General features: G+C 44.8%; 11 protein-coding genes. 5 read left to right on the top strand and 6 right to left on the bottom strand.

The window, feature by feature from the left end:
• Positions 1-85 precede the first annotated feature (85 nt).
• The gene (locus NSU15_RS09240) at positions 86-553 is read right to left on the bottom strand and encodes a hypothetical protein (RefSeq protein WP_042132001.1); all 468 of its coding nucleotides are present in this window, start codon (positions 551-553) and stop codon (positions 86-88) included.
• Positions 554-759: 206 nt separating this feature from the next.
• On the opposite strand from NSU15_RS09240, the gene NSU15_RS09235 reads away from it, so the two are divergent.
• The 5 genes from NSU15_RS09235 to yhbH all read left to right on the top strand — a co-directional run bounded on the left by NSU15_RS09235 (position 760) and on the right by yhbH (position 11,375).
• A complete protein-coding gene (locus NSU15_RS09235) occupies positions 760-1,227 on the top strand; it encodes a methyltransferase domain-containing protein (RefSeq protein ID WP_197069764.1) in 468 nt (155 codons plus the stop codon).
• A 297-nt stretch (positions 1,228-1,524) separates the two neighbouring features.
• Positions 1,525-8,259 (top strand): hypothetical protein, encoded by a 6,735-nt coding sequence (locus tag NSU15_RS09230; RefSeq protein ID WP_339290031.1) that lies wholly within the window; start codon positions 1,525-1,527, stop codon positions 8,257-8,259.
• Entirely contained in the window at positions 8,256-9,203 is a 948-nt protein-coding gene (locus NSU15_RS09225) for a DUF11 domain-containing protein (RefSeq protein WP_339290029.1), read from the top strand. The genes NSU15_RS09230 and NSU15_RS09225 overlap by 4 nt, the downstream gene beginning before the upstream one ends.
• Before the next feature lie 32 nt (positions 9,204-9,235).
• Complete coding sequence (locus NSU15_RS09220; RefSeq protein WP_042125838.1) at positions 9,236-9,940, top strand: hypothetical protein; 705 nt, start codon at positions 9,236-9,238, stop codon at positions 9,938-9,940.
• A gap of 271 nt (positions 9,941-10,211) precedes the next feature.
• Positions 10,212-11,375 (top strand): sporulation protein YhbH, encoded by a 1,164-nt coding sequence (gene yhbH, locus NSU15_RS09215; protein ID WP_339291296.1) that lies wholly within the window; start codon positions 10,212-10,214, stop codon positions 11,373-11,375.
• Positions 11,376-11,530: 155 nt separating this feature from the next.
• Here the strand turns inward: yhbH and NSU15_RS09210 are convergent, their stop codons facing one another.
• The 5 genes from NSU15_RS09210 to NSU15_RS09190 all read right to left on the bottom strand — a co-directional run bounded on the left by NSU15_RS09210 (position 11,531) and on the right by NSU15_RS09190 (position 18,552).
• The gene (locus NSU15_RS09210; protein ID WP_042125837.1) at positions 11,531-13,036 is read right to left on the bottom strand and encodes an alpha-glucosidase/alpha-galactosidase; all 1,506 of its coding nucleotides are present in this window, start codon (positions 13,034-13,036) and stop codon (positions 11,531-11,533) included.
• A gap of 118 nt (positions 13,037-13,154) precedes the next feature.
• The gene (locus NSU15_RS09205; RefSeq protein ID WP_042125834.1) at positions 13,155-14,087 is read right to left on the bottom strand and encodes an AraC family transcriptional regulator; all 933 of its coding nucleotides are present in this window, start codon (positions 14,085-14,087) and stop codon (positions 13,155-13,157) included.
• 165 nt (positions 14,088-14,252) lie between these two features.
• Positions 14,253-16,307 (bottom strand): methyl-accepting chemotaxis protein, encoded by a 2,055-nt coding sequence (locus tag NSU15_RS09200; RefSeq protein ID WP_052414529.1) that lies wholly within the window; start codon positions 16,305-16,307, stop codon positions 14,253-14,255.
• Between the two features lie 92 nt (positions 16,308-16,399).
• A complete protein-coding gene (locus tag NSU15_RS09195) occupies positions 16,400-17,242 on the bottom strand; it encodes a sugar ABC transporter permease (RefSeq protein ID WP_042125831.1) in 843 nt (280 codons plus the stop codon).
• Positions 17,239-18,552 carry a sugar ABC transporter permease gene (locus tag NSU15_RS09190; protein ID WP_042125830.1) on the bottom strand — a complete coding sequence of 438 codons (1,314 nt, stop codon included), beginning with the start codon at positions 18,550-18,552 and terminating at the stop codon, positions 17,239-17,241. The genes NSU15_RS09195 and NSU15_RS09190 overlap by 4 nt, the downstream gene beginning before the upstream one ends.
• Between the last annotated feature and the right edge of the window lie 13 nt (positions 18,553-18,565).

Raw genomic sequence — 18,565 nt, 5'->3', positions numbered from 1 at the left:
TTTTATTATTTCGCCTGTCTACTATATGGGGAGCATATCAAAATCAATCAGGAACAGCCTTTTTGTTATTCATAAATAAGTTCTTTTATTTTGCAAGTGACAGCTTTGAAAGCACACGTTGTTTAACTGTTGCATCGCCTTCGACTGCTTTTTCTACATATTCAAAAACTACGGAATCATCCGTATTCAGCTTCTCAAGTACGCTCTCCATTCCAGCTGTAATCTCAAAAGCCGTAGGACCTTCTTTGGTCTCAATCTCAACAGAATGACTATCTATTTGTCCGACGTAAACGCCTGTTCCTTTAAGCACTTTAGCTTCTGGATTTGCAGTTGGTTTTGGTGCTGGTGTGCTTGGATTCTCTGTTGGTGCAGTTGTACTCGTACTTTCTGTAGGTACAGGTGTGCTTGTGCTCTCCTCTGTCGGTACTGGAGAAGCTGTTGCAGTTGGTTCTGCAGATGGCTGTGCTGAATTATTAGTAGCACCGCAAGCGGTTAAGGCTAGTGTTAATGCTGCGATTGCAGCTATGGCGGGTAAGGTACGTTGTTTTTTCATGTTGACTGCCTCCTCTATGTTTAGCTGTTGTTTTCAAAGTCATTTTCCACAAGCCTACTCCTTTAAACGTTATCAACTCTGCTAAGGTTTCATAATACGTTAATTATTAATAACTTCCATTGTTTAATAGGCATCCGCCGGATGCAGGCTGAAGCGGGGTTAATACAATAGTGTTGAGCCTGATTTATCCCTAAGGAGTGGTCGCCTTGAGAATCGATATCGGCTGCGGATCCAGTAAAGAAACAGGTTATCTCGGGATCGATCGTATCGCGGGTCCCGATGTGGATATTGTCTGTGACATTAGCCAAGGCATCCCTTTGCCGGACAATACCGCCGAGTTTGTAATGGCTAGTCGTGTATTACCCTATATGGAGGATTTATACGCGGTTATGTCGGAAATTCACAGAATTAGCATCCACAAAGCCATTGTTTGTATTCTGGCTCCTTATGCCCACAGCTTTGCCCATATGTCCAATCCTGCCTTCAAGCAAAAGTTTGATGAATATACTCCGCGTTATTTTACAGGGTCTTTTTTCAGCCTCCATCCGGTCCAGTATGCCCAGCAATTCCAGACTATCCCATACCCGTGCCGCCGTTCGATTATCGGTTGCTACGAATGGAGCTATTCTATCAATATCCATATGAAGATCCTCTTTACGAAACAGAAGAACTAGAAATATTAAAGACGCTTCAAGCCAATGTTGTGCATGAAATCATGTACCATTTCACCGTAATCAAAGATGATATTTCCATCCATGAGCTGGAATTGATGAGTAGAGGGCATTTCGCTGAACCCCGTGTTCTTATGAAACGCAGGCTAAAATCACACGATAGACAAACTTTCCTATAATTTATTGATGGGACATACAATTATACCCGATTTGTGTCATAGGCTAACATACAGGTATTAACTGTGCCGTCCTGATTATGGGGCGGTTCACTTTTTTAAAAGCAAATTAACCTCGAAGGAGGTGAGAATCATTCCACTAGTCGTACGGGCAACGATCAATGCGACCGGTGCTATCACATTTACGGGCAACACACTAGGACTTAGTCGCTCTGATACAGTCGGAGTGCCAGGGACACTGGACAGCATCGGCGGTTTTACCACTGTTAACACTTCATCCGTATTTGGCACCTATCCTAATGGAACTACTAGTCTTTATACAAGCAACAGTTCATCAGCCATATTAGTCCTACCGTCAGGTAGCACTGTACTATATGCAGAGCTCATTTGGGGCGGTACCTATATTAATGGAACGGTGAATCTCAGTGCGGCTATAAACAACCCAGTCTCTTTGATTACTCCAGCCGGAAGTACATTCAGCATAACTCCCGATGCAACTACAAGTAATACTGTCGATTTGGGAGGTGGTGCTTCCGCATATGTACGTTCTGCCAATGTCACCAGTATTATTTCGCAAGGCGGCGCCGGAACCTACACCACTGGCGGTGTAGTTGGCACGATCGTTATTCCTAGTGATTCCACAGCTAACCATGCGGGCTGGACACTGGGTGTAATCTATCAAAATACATCCTTGCCCTTCCGTAATATGTCCTTACGGGCAGGTGCAATACTTGTACAGGCAACTTCAGCACCCGTCTCTACGACAATAACAGGCTTTGCAACTCCAATTACAGGCGCACTTGGAGGTAGGGCCCTATTTAGCGCGCAGGAAGGTGATGCGAATCGTTCGGGAGACCAGGCATTGTTCGGTCCTACCTCAGCTACTCTCGTAGCTCTATCAGGACCCAATAACTTTGCCAACAACTTCTTCGCTTCACAGATTAACAATGATCTAGGTAATCTCAATACAACCGGAACATTCGGAACGCGCAATCAGACGAATGGGAATCCAGGAACTAACATCATCGGTGGTCGACAAGGTTGTGATATTACCAATGTTGACGTGTCGGCCAGATTAGTAAATAACCAGTCTTCAGCGATCTTACAATTAACTACCTCTGGCGATGCTTATGTACTCAATGGAAATGCTATACAAGTCGATATCAATGCACCCAAAATAAACGTTACTAAAAGTGCCAATGTGTCCGGACCTATAGTTGGTGATACAGTAACTTATACAGTAACTGTCAGTAACACTGGTACAGCGAGTGCAGCTAGCGTCGTCTTATCAGATGCGCTGCCTACAGGATCAGCCTTTGTCACCGGAAGTGTTGTAGTGGCCGGCGTATCGAAGCCCACCTTTGATATTACAGCAGGGATCTCTTTGGGGTCATTAGCCTTGAGCACTTCAATAACGGTTACATATCAAGCCAAAGTCACTTCATTACCAAGTCCACAAAATATAGCTAATACCGCCAATGCTGCTTTTACGTTTCAAAGCGTAGCTGGCGGTCCTATCATGACGGGGGTCATTCCATCTAATACAGTAACTTTACCGGTATATTCCCCCATTCTTAACATTGTAAAAACTGCCAATACTGCAAATGCGACGGTCGGCGATCAGATCACCTACACTCTTCAAATCACCAACACTGGAAATATCGGTGCTGTAACAACCCTTACCGACAATATTCCTTCAGGAAGCTCATATATTGCGGGTAGCTTTACCGTCAATGGAGCACCTGTCGCTGGAAATCCTGCTACAGGTATTGCTATTGGAACGATAGCTGCTGGCGGAAGCTCTACCGTCCAATTCCGCGTAGTGGTGAACAGTCTTCCTTCTCCACCGCAACTGGTCGATCAAGCGAGCGCCGCTTATACCTTTCAAGTTCCAGATGGGCGAATTATAGCTGGATCAGCCACATCCAATACATTGTCTATTCCAGTTAGACTCCCCAATGTTGCCGTGGTCAAAAGCGCAGGATTTGCTGATGTCGCTGTTGGCGACACACTCCTTTATATTTCCGTAATCACCAACAACGGGATCGAAGCAGTTAATAACGTTATCCTTACTGATACCATTCCCACAGGGACTTCACTGGTTTCAGGAAGTGTTACAGTTGCGGGGACGTCACAACCCTCTGCAAATCCAGGTACAGGTATTACTGTTGGTTCAATCGCTGCAGGAAGTTCAGTTACCGTCACCTTTCAGGTCAATGTTATCTCGTTACCTAGTCCAGCACAGCTATTAAACAAGTCTACAGCGTCCTACAGTTCAGGAGCCTTTACTGGTATTTCGCTGTCCAACACGACTACGACTCCGGTATATCAACCCATCATTCAAATTGTTAAAAGCTCGAACACCGCTAGCGCAACAGTAGGCGGCAATATTCTTTATACATTAAATGTTCAGAACTCCGGAAATATCGGGGCTGTTGTAACCTTAACCGACAATATTCCCTCAGGGGCTACCTTTGTATCGGGTAGTGTAACTGTAAACGGAGTCGCACGACCTACAGATTCTCCTCTTACAGGTATTAATCTAGGTACAGTAGCCTTAGGAACTGTTGTGCCGGTAACATTTCTGGTCACTGTCCAATCTCTGCCTTCACCACCTGTTCTGAACAATCTAGCCAGCAGCAGTTACACCTACCAATTACCAAGCGGTAGATCCTTATCCGGAACTAGCCAATCAAACACTGTCAGCATCCCTGTCTCTGCTCCAAACGTTACGTTAAGTAAAACCGCAAGCGTTGCAGCTGTCGCTGTCGGAGAGAATCTGACATACACAATCATATTGTCCAACACAAGTAGCGTAGCTGTGAATAACGTCGTAGTCTCTGACCCTATTCCTACTGGAGGCACTTTTGTAGCAGGCAGCGTTATTGTTGGCGGTTCATCGGTACCAGCCGCTAATCCAGGTACAGGAATATCTATCGGTAGTATTCCGGCAGGCAGCTCTACAACCGTCTCTTTTAGAGTGAACGTATCTTCTTTACCAAATCCAGCGCAATTTGCAAATAGAGCCAGCGCCTCTTTCACATCCGGCGCCTTCACCGGTTCCTCACTCTCGAACACGGTAGTAACACTTGTTTATCAACCGATCATTAATATGGTCAAAAGTGCGAATACAGCTCAGGCATCCGTTGGAGGAACTTTGTCTTACTCGATCCTCATTAGCAATACAGGGAATATTGCAACTACTCTATTATTGACTGATACGCTTCCACCCCAAGCTGTATTCAACGCTAATAGTGTAATCATAGGCGGAACACCTTTACCCGGATACAATCCAGGAACAGGAATTCCTGTAGGCCCATTGGCACCAGGTGACAGTGTATCCGTGAGCTTTCTAGTCACGATAACAGCGTTACCTCCTTCACAGATGTTGCTAAACTCCGCTTCAGCAACGTATAGCTTCACCCTTCCTGATGGGCGTCAACTCGGAGGAAATGTAGTGTCGAATACACTCTCTGTCCCTGTTTCCGCCCCTAACGTCAGTGTCGTTAAAAGCGTGAATGCTGCTACCGCCGTTACAGGCGATATTCTTACATTCACCTCTGTATTGAAGAACAACAGCATTGCTACAGTAAGCAACATCATTCTCAGCGATCCTCTGCCTGAGAATGTAGTTTTTATTCCCGGAACCGTAATTGTAGGTGGCATTACCCAGCCACTAACAGTTCCGTCCGCCGGTATTCCAATCGGTAGTCTGGGTCCAGGCGCCACAGCTACCGTAACATTCGAGGTGAGGATAACGATGCCGATACCATCACAGATAAATAATCAGTCATCCGTCAGTTTTACATCCGGTGTATTTTCCGGTTCTTCATCATCTAACATCACTAGCACTCCAGTCATTCAGCCGCAAATCTCATTACTAAAAACAGCCGTCGATGGAGATGGAGATGACGATGCGCTGGTTGTAGGTGACTCAGTCATCTATACGATAGTTGTAAGTAATACAGGTAATCTTGCAGCTAATGTAACCTTAACGGATAACATTCCGGCTGGAACAGTCTTTAATCCTAACAGTGTTATTGTAGGGGGCATGCCGCAGCCAGGTGCAGCACCTAATACCGGCATTGCTGTGGGCAGTGTCGCACCGGGTGCCAGTGTCCCTGTTAGCTTCTCTGTTGACATTGTTTCGCTGCCGACACCGCAGCAAATCAGCAATCAGTCTTCTGCAAGCTATACCTTTACCCCTCCTGACGGCAGACCCTTAAGCGGAACTGCTGTATCTAATACAGTCACATTAGAGGTCTCAGCTCCTAATATTGCCGTTGTCAAAAGCTCAACCTCAACTTCTGTAGCCATTGGAGATACAGTCACTTATAACGTGAATATTACAAATAACGGTGTGGAAGCTGTCAATAGCGTATTACTTAATGATCCAACGCCAGCAGGTGCTGCCTTTGTAACAGGTAGCGTATCTGTGAACGGAGTGCCTTTTCCAAACCTGAGCCCCTCTTCCGGAATATCTATTGGTACCTTGGGACCGGGAGCGTCAGCGCTGGTTGCATACAGCGTTACTGTCACTTCTGTTCCTCCCACAGCTACACTCATCAATAAAGCAGCCGTAACCTTTACATCAGGCGTTTTTTCCGGATCTACTTTTTCTAATACGGTTATCATCCCTGTCTTCCAACCGAACATCTCCGTTGTCAAAACAGCAAGTACAGTTAATGCCACCACGGGTGACACTGTCAGCTATACCCTTACCGTAAGTAACACAGGCAACTATCCGGCAAGCCTAAGCATTACGGACAATATCCCATCCGGCACCACTTTTGTTCCGAATAGTGTGCTGATCAACGGACTCCCTTTAGCACAAGCAGATCCGTCTACAGGGATTCCGGCTGGTATTATCGCGCCCGGGGGTACAACTGCAGTAATATTTTCGGTCAATATTACTTCACTTCCCAATCCTCAGCAATTGGTCAATCAGGGTACTGTAGCATATAGCTTCACTTTACCTGACAGTCGTACACTAGGTGGTTCAGTTCTATCCAATACCGTTACCATCCCTGTCTCTTCACCAAATATAGCTGTAGTAAAATCTACAACTACCACTTCAACTACGGTCGGAGACACGATTACCTATACGGTTGCGATTACCAATAACGGAATTGAAACAGTGAATAATGCCGTCTTCACGGACGCCCTTCCCGCAGGAACTACCTTTGTATCAGGCAGTGTGCTTGTGGATGGTGTGTCTCGTACGGGGGTTAGCCCTTCCACAGGAGTACCTATAGGCAGTATAGCTCCCGGGGTAACCGTGACTGTGGCCTTCACAGTGAATACTGTCTCCTTACCACCTTCAGGGCTATTAAATAACCAGTCAACGGTTAGCTTCACCTCAGGGGTTCTCTCTAATGTTGCCTTTTCTAATATTGTATCTACGCCTATTTACTTACCGATTTTATCCGCAGCAAAAAGCTCGAATGTCATTCAAGCGACTGTCGGGGATACCATTACCTACACGATTAATGTAACTAATACGGGAAACTACGGGGCTTTGGCTACACTCAGTGATACTATCCCAGCTGGAACAACATTTGTGCCAAACAGTGTTCTTATACAAGGCGCGCCGGCTCCGGGAGCAGACCCTGCAGCCGGCATTCCGCTCGGTGTCATATCTGCAGGTGCAAAACTGTCCGTCATGTTCTCCGTGCTTATATCTACACTACCAGCAAGCCAGCAGCTAATTAACCAAGCCTCAGTAGCATTTGCGTACACCTTACCTGATGGGCGGACATTTAACAGTTCTATCCAATCCAATTCAACAACGATTTCAGTGTCTTCACCGAATGTACTCGTTACTAAATCATCCCCTGCTGCAGATGCCGTTGTTGGTGATACTATTACCTACAACCTGACGGTTACTAATAGTGGAATAGCCAATATCAGCAATGTAAACATCAGTGATCCAATACCGGCGGGCTCTTCGTTTGTCGCTGGCAGTGTGCTCGTTGATGGTATCCCACATCTTAATGCCAACCCTGCGAATGGTATCTCATTGGGCACAATTGCACCGGGCATTACGGTCAATATCTCGTTTAGCACTATCGTCAATGTACTGCCTAATCCTGCAACGCTAACTGATCAAGCATCCGTCAGCTTCACATCTGGAGCCTTCTCGGGATCCTCCTTCTCTAATACGCTTGTTATTCCGGTATATCAGCCTATCATTGTAGTTGTCAAAGGGGCAGACAGAACCGCCGCAACTGTCGGAGATACGATTACTTACTCCTTGAATGTGACGAATACTGGTAACCTCATAGCAAATGTAGTCATAACTGACACGATTCCTAGCGGGGCTATCTTCGTTCCAAACAGCGTGCTCGTTAATGGTGTGCCACAACCAGGCTCCGACCCGTCTACTGGATTAAATATTGGAGCAGTTGCTCCGGGAAGCACAGTAACAGTGACCATAACCCTGCAGGTTACAGTAGCCTCCCTCCCGTCACCGCAGCAGTTAGTCAATCAGGCTTCAGCAACTTTCTCATTTACACCACCAGATGGTCGTCTGCTCACCGGAACTTCTCTTTCAAATGTCCTAATAATCCCTGTCTCTTCTCCGGATGTAAGTGTCGTTAAGAGCACTACTTCTATTGATGCTGTTGTCGGCGATATCATCACCTATACGATTGTTGTTACCAATTTAGGGATTTCACCAGTCAATAACGTCATCATGGTTGACCCTATCCCAGCAGGCAGCCAGTTTGTAACCGGCAGCATCACTGTAGACGGAACCCCACGACCTAATGGCAGCCCGGCTTCCGGTATAGCCATCGGCACTATTGCTGCCGGTGCTTCTTCAACCATCACCTTCCAGGTTAAGGTAGTAGCGTTATGATTCCCGGCTCACGCACCCAGCCTGTCGTAACCAATCAATCTATGGTACTCTTCAACTCGGCGGCGGGTGTTGACGGCATTGTCTATTCCAATACCGTTAACACCCCGGTCGTGGGCCCGGTACTTTCATTGCTGAAGAGTACAGATAAACTTCATGCCTCATTAGGTGACACCCTTGTGTATACCATTACAGCTTCTAATAATGGAAACACAGAAGCTGTGCTAACGGTGTATGACATTCTTCCAGAGGGTGTTTCCTTTATTTCCAACAGTGTGCTAAGAGACGGTGTGCCTCTCCCAGGGGCTACACCGTCTTCGGGCATAACGCTAGGTTCTATTGCTCCGCAGAGTCAAGTGAGCATCGCCTTTCAAGTTGTCATCATTTCATTACCTTCTTCGTTAATGCTGCAAAATAAAGCGCTAGGCCGTTTTCCTTTTACTACACCGGAGGGAAGAATCATTAATGGAGATTTATATTCTAATTCCGTACTAGTTTCTTTACGTTCGTACCAGCTCTCTACTTCGTTGACTTCAAGCACTCCAACTTCTTTTATAGGAGATGTAGTTACCTATACATTGCGGCTCACGAACGAAGGCAACAGTCTATTAAACCAAATCACCGCAACGATTTCTATCCCAAACGGAGCCGTATTCATTCCAGGGAGTGTCATTGCAGGTGGAATCTATTATCCAGAATCAGATCCAACACAAGGAATAGCAATCGGTCAACTGGATAAAGACTTAAGCATTGACATCACCTTTCGCGTCCGAGTTACAGAGATCCCTCCATCCTTGGACCTGACAAATCGTGCATTGGTCACTTATTCCGTCGATGAGGATCCAAATTCGATCGAGAGCAACACTGTGGTTGTCTCCCTTGTCCTGGCAGGTGTCAGTATCAGCAAAAAAGTAGACATGTTACAGCCGCTCCAGGTGACAACCTAAGATATGAACTAACGGTAACTAACAGCGGGACCTTGGCCGTAAATGCAGTTCTGACGGATGCCATCCCTTCTGGTACTCTTTTTGTATGGGATAGCGTTCTTTTAAACGGAGTGATGCTAAAAGGAGCCCGTCCAGCAGATGGCATTCAGCTTGGTACATTAAGAGGTGGAACCTCTACGGTCGTGGTCTTTCAAGTGAGCATACCTGCAGCTATAAATATCCATGCCATTGCAGCTGTACAAAACCATGGTAGTGTTCAATATACCTTTGTGCTCCCGGACGGACGAACAGTAAGACAAACCTCCCGCTCCAATACTGTTACCACCTTAATAGTCACACCTGTCATTTCTCTCGAAACACATGCAAAGCCTACCCTTGTGGAAGCAGGAGAACACGTCCAGTGCTGGATCTCCCTAACGAATAGTGGAAATTGGCCAGCTGAAGTATCCCTTAATCGGCTAACGCCAGAGGAATGTCTTTTGGATCCTAGCAGCATTGTGATTGATGGAATTCCACATCCCCAATCATCATTTAATGGCACTTTGTCGCTAGGGACAGTCAAAGCTGCTGCTACTGTAAACATCCATTATTTTGTCCGGGTAAGTGAACATGTACTGGGTCGTTTCCTTAAAGGCTTAGTAACCGCTCAATATTTCTTCAATCTTGATGGACGTGAATACACTGGCGAGAGCCAGTCGAACAGTTATATATTGACCGTGGAAGAGATCAGTGAATAAGAAATCACATATCCCCCATCCCCATGAATATACTTTAGTTACAACCCAAGAAGAAACGACGTTGTCGTCTTTTAAAGACGATATCCGTTTCTCGTAGAAATATAAGAATAATGTATAGGGTGAAACTTATACTTTCTTATATTTTTAAAACATCCCCACAAAGTGAGTCTTTGCTTTCGATACGTACACAGGCACTTTGCGGGGACCCCAAATATATACTTTGCATAAGGTTCCTTCAATCAACATTTATATTCCATGGGAGGTGGTCATCCTGTCGCAATCATCTGGTCCCTTTTCCTTTATTGTCTCAAAAGAAGACTGGTCCCTTCATCGCAAAGGTCATCAGGATCAGGAACGTCATCAGCAAAAGGTCAGAGAAGCTATCAAGGATAATTTGCCGGATCTCGTGACCGAAGAAAATATCATTTTGTCAGGTGGTAAGCAGATTGTTAAGGTTCCGATTCGGAGTCTTGATGAGTATCGAATTATTTATAATTTTCGCAAGCAAAAGCATGTAGGACAGGGAGACGGGGAAAGTCAGGTCGGCGATGTACTTGGACGCGATTCACAGTCGGCACAGCCCGGCAAAGGGGAAAAAGCAGGCGATCAACCCGGTCAAGATACTGTAGAAGCTGAGGTCAATCTAGAAGATCTGGAGGACATCTTGTTTCAGGATATGGAGTTGCCACATCTGAAGCCAAAGAATAAGGAAGAGATCGAAGTTAAATCTATCATCTTCAATGATATCCGTAAAAAAGGCATGATGTCTAACATCGATAAGAAACGTACTCTTCTGGAGAATCTTCGGCGTAATGCAAGCAGAGGCAATCCCGGAATTCACAGTATAAGTCCTGACGATCTACGCTACAAAACATGGGATGACATTAGAACGCCACACTCCAATGCGGTCATTATTGCGATGATGGATACGTCAGGTTCGATGGGTTCTTTTGAAAAATATTGCGCCCGTAGCTTCTTCTTCTGGATGACCCGCTTTCTACGCCGCCAATATGAAAAGGTAGGGATTGTCTTTCTCGCCCACCATACAGAGGCTAAAGAGGTCAGCGAGCATGATTTCTTCACCCGCGGGGAGAGTGGGGGAACCATCTGCTCCTCAGCCTATCAAAAAGCAATTGAGATTATCGACAGCCGCTACCCGCCTGCGCAGTACAATATTTATCCATTTCACTTCTCCGATGGTGATAATCTCACCTCCGACAACGAACGTTGTGTGAAACTGATCGGAGAACTACTGAAACGCAGCAATATGTTCGGCTACGGCGAAGTGAATCAGTATAATCGCAGCAGCACGTTAATGTCCGCTTATCGTCATCTAAAGCACGAACAATTCATGCATTATGTCATTAAAGACAAAAAAGAAGTGTATCAGGCGCTAAAGACCTTCTTCAGTCAAAAGGGCACTGTTCATTCATAATCCCTCCACTCAAAAATACGGATGTCCTATCAGCCATTTCATGGCTTTTGGGACACCCGCATTTTTTGGCGTTTCTTCTCTTTATACAAAATAGCATAATTCGTCTGATTCGAGTATCACTCACGGCGCGTACAAAGTAGCTGTCAGATTACAGCCTAATGTACCTTCTCTCTGTCCTTACCTTTGTCAGACTCACCGGCATTTTTGTTCGCTGCTTCCCGGTCCTGCATCATCTCATCCACCGTCTTCACCTTCAGTCGTGCAGCTCCCTCATTGTTAGCGTTCGTTGGGATAAGCTCTTCTGAAGCTAAACGTTCCTTTGCCTTAGCAATAGCTTCGCTGTATTGAGGTAGCCACTGTTCCCCTGCGACGAGCATCTCATCGACCATCTGCCAGATTTCTTTCGGGTTACATACCGCACCTACCAACGGATCCATCATAAATGCTTGACGCAGCAGCTTGTCATCGCCATGCACAGCAGCTTCGACGGCTAAACGTTGCACTGAGATACTAACATTGCACACTGCGGCTGCTCCTAAAGGCAATTCGCCCACAATCGGCATCGATATTCCGTTCCGATCCACATAACCCGGTGCTTCAATAATCGCGTCATCTGGCAGATTTGAAATTACGCCATTATTCACAGTGTTAAAGTGACCTCTGTATACTCTGCCCGTTTCCAATCCTTCAATAATGAAAGAACCATGCTCTTCTCCGCGATTCTCCACCGTATACTCCAGTGCCGAGTCCTTCATCCAATTCGGAAAATCCGTTTCGAACCAATTCCGCCCTTCTGTGCAGACACGTAGATATCCACCAGTCTCACCGTTAATCCAGCTTCCGAGATCGATCCAATCCATAATTTCATCGCTGCGTTTACGGTACCATGGCACATATTCACTTAGGTGGCCATTGGATTCTGTACTGTAATATCCAAAGCGGCGTAACATGTCAATCCGAACTTTTTCCGTGCGACTGAATTCCGGGTGATTCTCAAAGGCTTCTAGGAGACCACCGGTCAAATCTTTACCCTTATGACTCGCCGAAATATACCAGGTCTGGTGATTGATACCCGCACAAATAATATCGACTTCTGATTTCTTCAGCCCATACACATCTGCAATTTGCCCATGCCCATGCTGCACCCCATGACACAGACCAATCGTCCGTACACCACCGTATTTATTGCAAGCCCAAGTTAGCATAGCCATAGGGTTCGAATAGTTAAGTAAGAGGACATCCGGTGCAGCCATCTCCCTAATATCGCGACAAATATTCAACATTTCCGCAATCCCACGCTGTCCATACATGATGCCTCCAGCACAAAGGGTATCCCCTACGCACTGATCGACTCCGTATTTCAATGGAATATCTATGTCTGTTGCAAATGCTTCCAGTCCACCCATACGAATAGTACAAAATACGTACTTGGCATCCTTCAGAGCTTCTCTTCGATCCGTAGTCGCCTGGATTTGAATATTTAATCCATTCTCTTTAATATCACGTTGGCACAGTTCGGTAACCATCTCCAAGTTGTGACTATTAATATCCATAAATGAGACTTCAATATTTTTAAATTCCGATACAGTTAGTAAGTCTCGCAACAAGCCACGGGTAAATCCAATACTGCCAGCCCCTATAAAAGACACTTTAAATGACATCCTTATCATCCTCCGGTAATGAATTGATCGTTCCTGTCCATTGTAGCAAGGGAGCTTAGGAAAGCGTAACCAATATCATGACCTCTTTTGAAGGAAGGTGTCTAAAATCCTAACCTATCTATTGAAGATCCATCTCTTCGTAACTCCAGGAATGACGCTCAATGGAATTGCGATATTCTACTGGCGTGTTGTCTGTGTATTTTTTGAAGAGGAGATGAAAGTATTGCCTGCTGCTAATTCCTACATAATCGGCAATTTCAGCAATTGGAATATCACTCTGCCCCAGCAGCATCTTTGCTTTCTCCATTCGCAGCATATTCAAATAATCACTGACTGTCCGGCCTGTATGCGACTTAAAAATACGATGCAGATATCCGGGATGCAGATTGACTGCAGCAGCGATATCCTTAACCTGAATACTCTGGTCATAATTCTGATGAAGGAATTCAATACTCCGCCTAACATAGAGCTGTGAAGGCTGTTGGCTGGTATGAAGCTGATCCTGTCGCAAGCTAGATAATCGAAGCATAAGCTCACAGAACAATAAGTCGACCATACTTCCACCTTTCCCGCCACTTTGATCAAGCTCCAGTACAAGTCCTTTTAGAACATGATAGATTTCCTCCGGATCAGGCATGACTAGACTGGAAAAGGGGGCCTGCAACCATTCAGCAAGGGCCTTTTCTTGCAGGGCAAGCTTGCCGATAGATGGAGCAACCCCTGTATATTCCATAAATCCAAACTCCACATTTAGCATTCGACAAGGCGATCCATCCTCGACAATCAGTCTGTGCGGTACATTTGCATCGAGTATGATCAATTCTCCCCGCTTTAACTTAAATCTCTCTTCTTCATCTGCTTTTGGACAGACATCCACGACACAACTTCCTGAGATCAAATACATGATTTCGGTTGAATTATGCTGATGGTAAGACATGCTGTAATTGTTCCACTGTTTATAATAGTAAGCAAAAAACCGAGGACTATAATCCCCTTCAATTAATGCCTGCTGAAAAAGACTCCCACTAAGACTTAGATGCAAATTCGTCATTCGATCACTCCTTTCTTCTATTAAAATGTTAATCCAAGTGTATCTCCCAAACCACTTCTAAGACAAGAAGAGCTCCTTGAAGTCATTAAGTTAGAAAAAACGAGCAAAACTCCAATATACAGGAGAATTACTCGTTTTATTGTTTTTATTATTAAGATGTAATTCTCATACTTGAAAAGAAACCATAGATTGCTTAAGATCTGCTGCTAAGCTCTCTAGCTTTTGGGATAAGGAAACTAGCTCCTCACTTACAGTAAATTGCTGTGAAGACATAGAAGCTACCTCCTGCGTCGAAGCCGTCGTCTGCTGCACAATGGAACTGACACTCGCCATGGATTCACCTAATTGACGCTGAAACGCTATCAGTTCATGAATAGAAGCAGAGGATTCACTAAGATGCCCCATGAAGTGTTCCATTTCCTCTTTGACACTTGCAAAGATCGTCGACGACTCACGTACGGAAGAAATCTGCTCACGGAACTTTGGAGCGGTCTCATTGATATCTTTAACCGTGTTCTCAATGTGTAGACCAATCTCTTCCGTAATCTTGGAGACCGATTGGATCGAATCATTCGATTGATTTGCGAGCTGTCTGATTTCATCAGCAATCACTATAAAGCCTCTGCCTGCTGCACCGGCTCTTACCGCCTCTATAGTGGCATTTAGCGCCAAAATATTGGTCTGCTTATTCACAGCAATCATAGGACTAAGAATACTGCGAATTAAATGAGTACTCTCTCTTAGCTTATTGGAGTTCTCTTGTATTCGATTGAACATTTCCACCGTAGACTCACTCTGCTCTACTAGCAGCTTCATCAGCTCTGTCCCTTGATCACTAACCTCAATAACTCGTTCCGCCGAAGCGTCCATTACTGTATTTAGTTCGGTTACTTCACTCATCTTGCTGCCAATGATTTCGACATTAGCATGGCTTCTTTCTGCTTCGACAGCAAGGCTAGCTGCTCCAAGTGCAATCTCACCTGTAGCGGATGCAACCTCTCTGGCATGAAGTGAGGTTGTACCTGATGCTTTGACTAATTGTTCCGAAGTACCAAGCACTTCATCCGCTGACATCTCACTCTGGCTTGCAAGCAGAGAAATTTGCTCCATCATTTTGTTAAAGCTATGCCCGAGCCGGCCAATCTCATCCTTACCCTTAAAATTTGTTCGTACACGAAGGTTTCCTCGCTCACCTTCTTCCATTAAGGTCGCCAGTTTACCTAGTGGACGCCCAACCAAACGAACAAGAACATAACCAATTAACAGGGCTATCACGGCAGCTGCAAGCACCACAGAGAACGTAATATAAAGAAGCTTGTCCGCCGACTTCGTAAAATCACTAACTGGTGCATATCCCATGAGTGTCCACTTAGCGGTCGTTAAAGGCTGATAAACGACAAGCTGAGGACTTCCCTTCTCATCGGCTGCTGTAAATGAATGATTCTTTTCTATATCTTGCTCTTCTGATACTTTTATGTAAGAGGGTTGACCCAGTTTAGCATTATCCGTACCATAAACAATGTTACCATCTGTGTTCAAAATTCGAATCTCACCGGTAATTCCAATCTGAAGATTAGATAACATTTCAGTCATGGCCTTCCCTTTAACTTCGATGAGCATGTAGTACTCCGCTTCAGGATGCAATAGATTGCGAAGCAATCTCCCCATAGTTAAAGATGGTTCAGTATAAGCATCAAAGAAGCCCTTCTCACGAACCGGAAACCATACTGGCTCTCCTTTAGCATCCTCAATTTGTTTCAGTCTCTCAGCAATACCTTCATCACTACGGAGACCACTAATACCTGCAGATTTATAAGATTCTGTTTCTTCCAAGCTCTTAGATACCAGTCTGACGCCATACATCCGCTCATCTGAACCTTTAACTAAGTCTAGCTTTCTGCGAATCCGATCTTCTGCAGCAACTTTAGCTACCGTTGTAAGTTCACCACTATTTATTTTTTCCAAGTCACCTTTTAATGCGGAGTCGAGTGCAAATTGCCTCGAAAGCGCTTCATATTCGGTTAGAACAAAATCCAGCTTGTCCGCTGCTTGAACTACAGACTGTGAGGAGGCCGCGGCAACCTCATCTGTAATGATATCTTTGGCAGCAAAATATGAAGTCAATCCTAGAACAGTGGATAAGAGCACTATGGAGCTGAAAAGAATAACGAACAATTTTATCCCAACTGATCTAAACTGTAGAGTCCATAGCTTTTTCATTAAGTTCACTCCCTATGATGGAAAAAGGGTACAGCCTTCCATTTCTGTACAAAGGCTGTACCCAGTTCATTCTTTAGTATGAAGCGAAATTGTTACCCCTTACTAGCTCCTGCAGTCAATCCATCAACAAGCAGACGTTGCAAGAATACAAACAAAATCATAATCGGGATAGAGATCAGAACAGCACCGGCAGAGAATAAGGTAAAGTTAGTGTTTTGGTTCGTGTTAACCATATCCCACATTCCGACTGCGACGGTCCAGTTCTCCTTCGTCCGCAAAATAAGTCTGGCGAAAATGAAATCCACCCAAGGACCGACAAATTGAGTCAGTGCCATGTAAGTGATCATAGGGCGTGACAAGGGAAGAATAACTCGCATAAATATTCCGAAATTGCTCGCCCCGTCAATTCGAGCTGCCTCATCCAAAGAACGAGGAATCGTGTCGAGGAAGCCTTTGGCGATAAAGGTTCCCCCAAGCGGTGCCCCAGCTGCATAAACGATAATCAAGGCAATATGTGTATCCAGCAAATTAAACTCCTTAAGGAGCATATAAATAGCAATCATACTCATAAAACCAGGGAACATACCAAGAATTAGAACGGTGGATAACGCTGTTTTACGCGCTTTAAACCGGAATCTGGATACAGCATAACTAGTTAACAAGGTAAGTACTACACCGATAAGCATGGAGAACACGGCTATTTTCAATGTATTAGCATACCAAGTCCCAAACATATAACTCGGCGATGTGAACAATTCTCTGTAGTGATCGAAGGTGAATTGCTCAGGGATAAATGATTTACTGTACAATGATTTACCAGGCCGGAAAGAAGCAAATAGAATCCAGAGGGCCGGATAGAGTGCCGCTATCGACAAAGCAATCAAGATGATGTAACTACCACTTAAGCGAATAAAGTTCGCGATCTTTCTGCTCATTGGATCATATCCTCCTCTTTGAATGATTTCGTCCGGCGGTAATTGTACAGGGAGAATGAAGCAACAATGATAAAGATAATAATCCCTATTGCCGAAGCCATGTTGTTTTTATTCTGATCAAGTGTTAATTTGTATAGCCAGGTTACTAGCAAGTCCGTGGAACCGGCATATTGATAATCACCATTTACAGGACTACCACCTGTTAATAGGAAGATCGCATTAAAGTTGTTAATGTTACCTGCGAACTGCGTAATTAGAGTAGGCGCTGTGGAGAACAATACCATCGGTAGCGTAACAATACGGAACTTCTGATAACCCGATGCTCCATCCACTTCAGCTGCTTCATACATATCCCGAGGAATTGTAGTCAGTACGCCCATAATAAGTAACATCGAGACTGGAATACCAACCCACATGTTTACAATAATTACGGTAACCTTAGCCCAGAATGGATCTGTCAGCCATGGCAATCCGCCCATTCCAAAATACCCGAGGTATTGGTTGATAGGGCCGAATTGACCGTTAAATAGATTGCGCATGAGCAGCAAAGAGATTAACTGCGGTACTGCGTAAGGCACAATCAGAATAACTCTCCACATTCCTTTGAAACGAATACCCTTTTGGCTCACCAGTAAGGCTACCAATAGTCCTCCGAAATATGTAGTAATCGTTGAAAGAACTGCCCATATAATCGTCCATGTTAATACGCCATAAAAAGTGTGACTCCAGGTTTTGAGAACCAATAAATTACGGAAGGTCTGAAATCCAACCCAGTCAACCAATTTAGCGGGTGGAAGATGATCAGGTGCGGAATAGTTCGTAAACGCTAGCAGGATCATGAAGATGATTGGCATGATCGTAAAGAATAGAACACCAATACCCGGCAAGACCAAGAACGTCTGAGCGAACTTATAATCCAGTATATAGCGAACACTTTGTTTAAAGGTGTTTGCCTGAAGACCGTTATCGCGTTTCTCTCCAGTCTTATAAGCATCTTTAATGTTCAAATACCAAGCGAGGATTATGATGATAAGCATTAGGATGGTGATCAAGCTTTGAATCAAAATATAAATCGAGTGATCCCCAGCTACCATCTTAGCGATGCCTTTTACTTTTACCAACCGGCTAGGGTTTTCTCCTAGTGTAACAAAACCCCATAATGCAGTAGCAAGATTCTGAATAAAATAATAAACAGCGGCGGCTTCTACAACTAAAAACATGATTCCTTTGATGAATTGGCGGTTATATATTTGTCCCAATCCCATGAAAATCGTCGACAGTACTGCGGCCCTCGTGCGATGTCGCTGCATTTCGCTTCCGTTC

Origin of the sequence: Paenibacillus sp. FSL E2-0201 (assembly GCF_037963325.1) — a bacterium.
Taxonomy (GTDB): Bacteria; Bacillota; Bacilli; order Paenibacillales; family Paenibacillaceae; genus Paenibacillus_AQ.
Note: the sequence above shows the minus strand (reverse complement) of the source record. Positions and strands in the feature narration are given on the sequence as shown.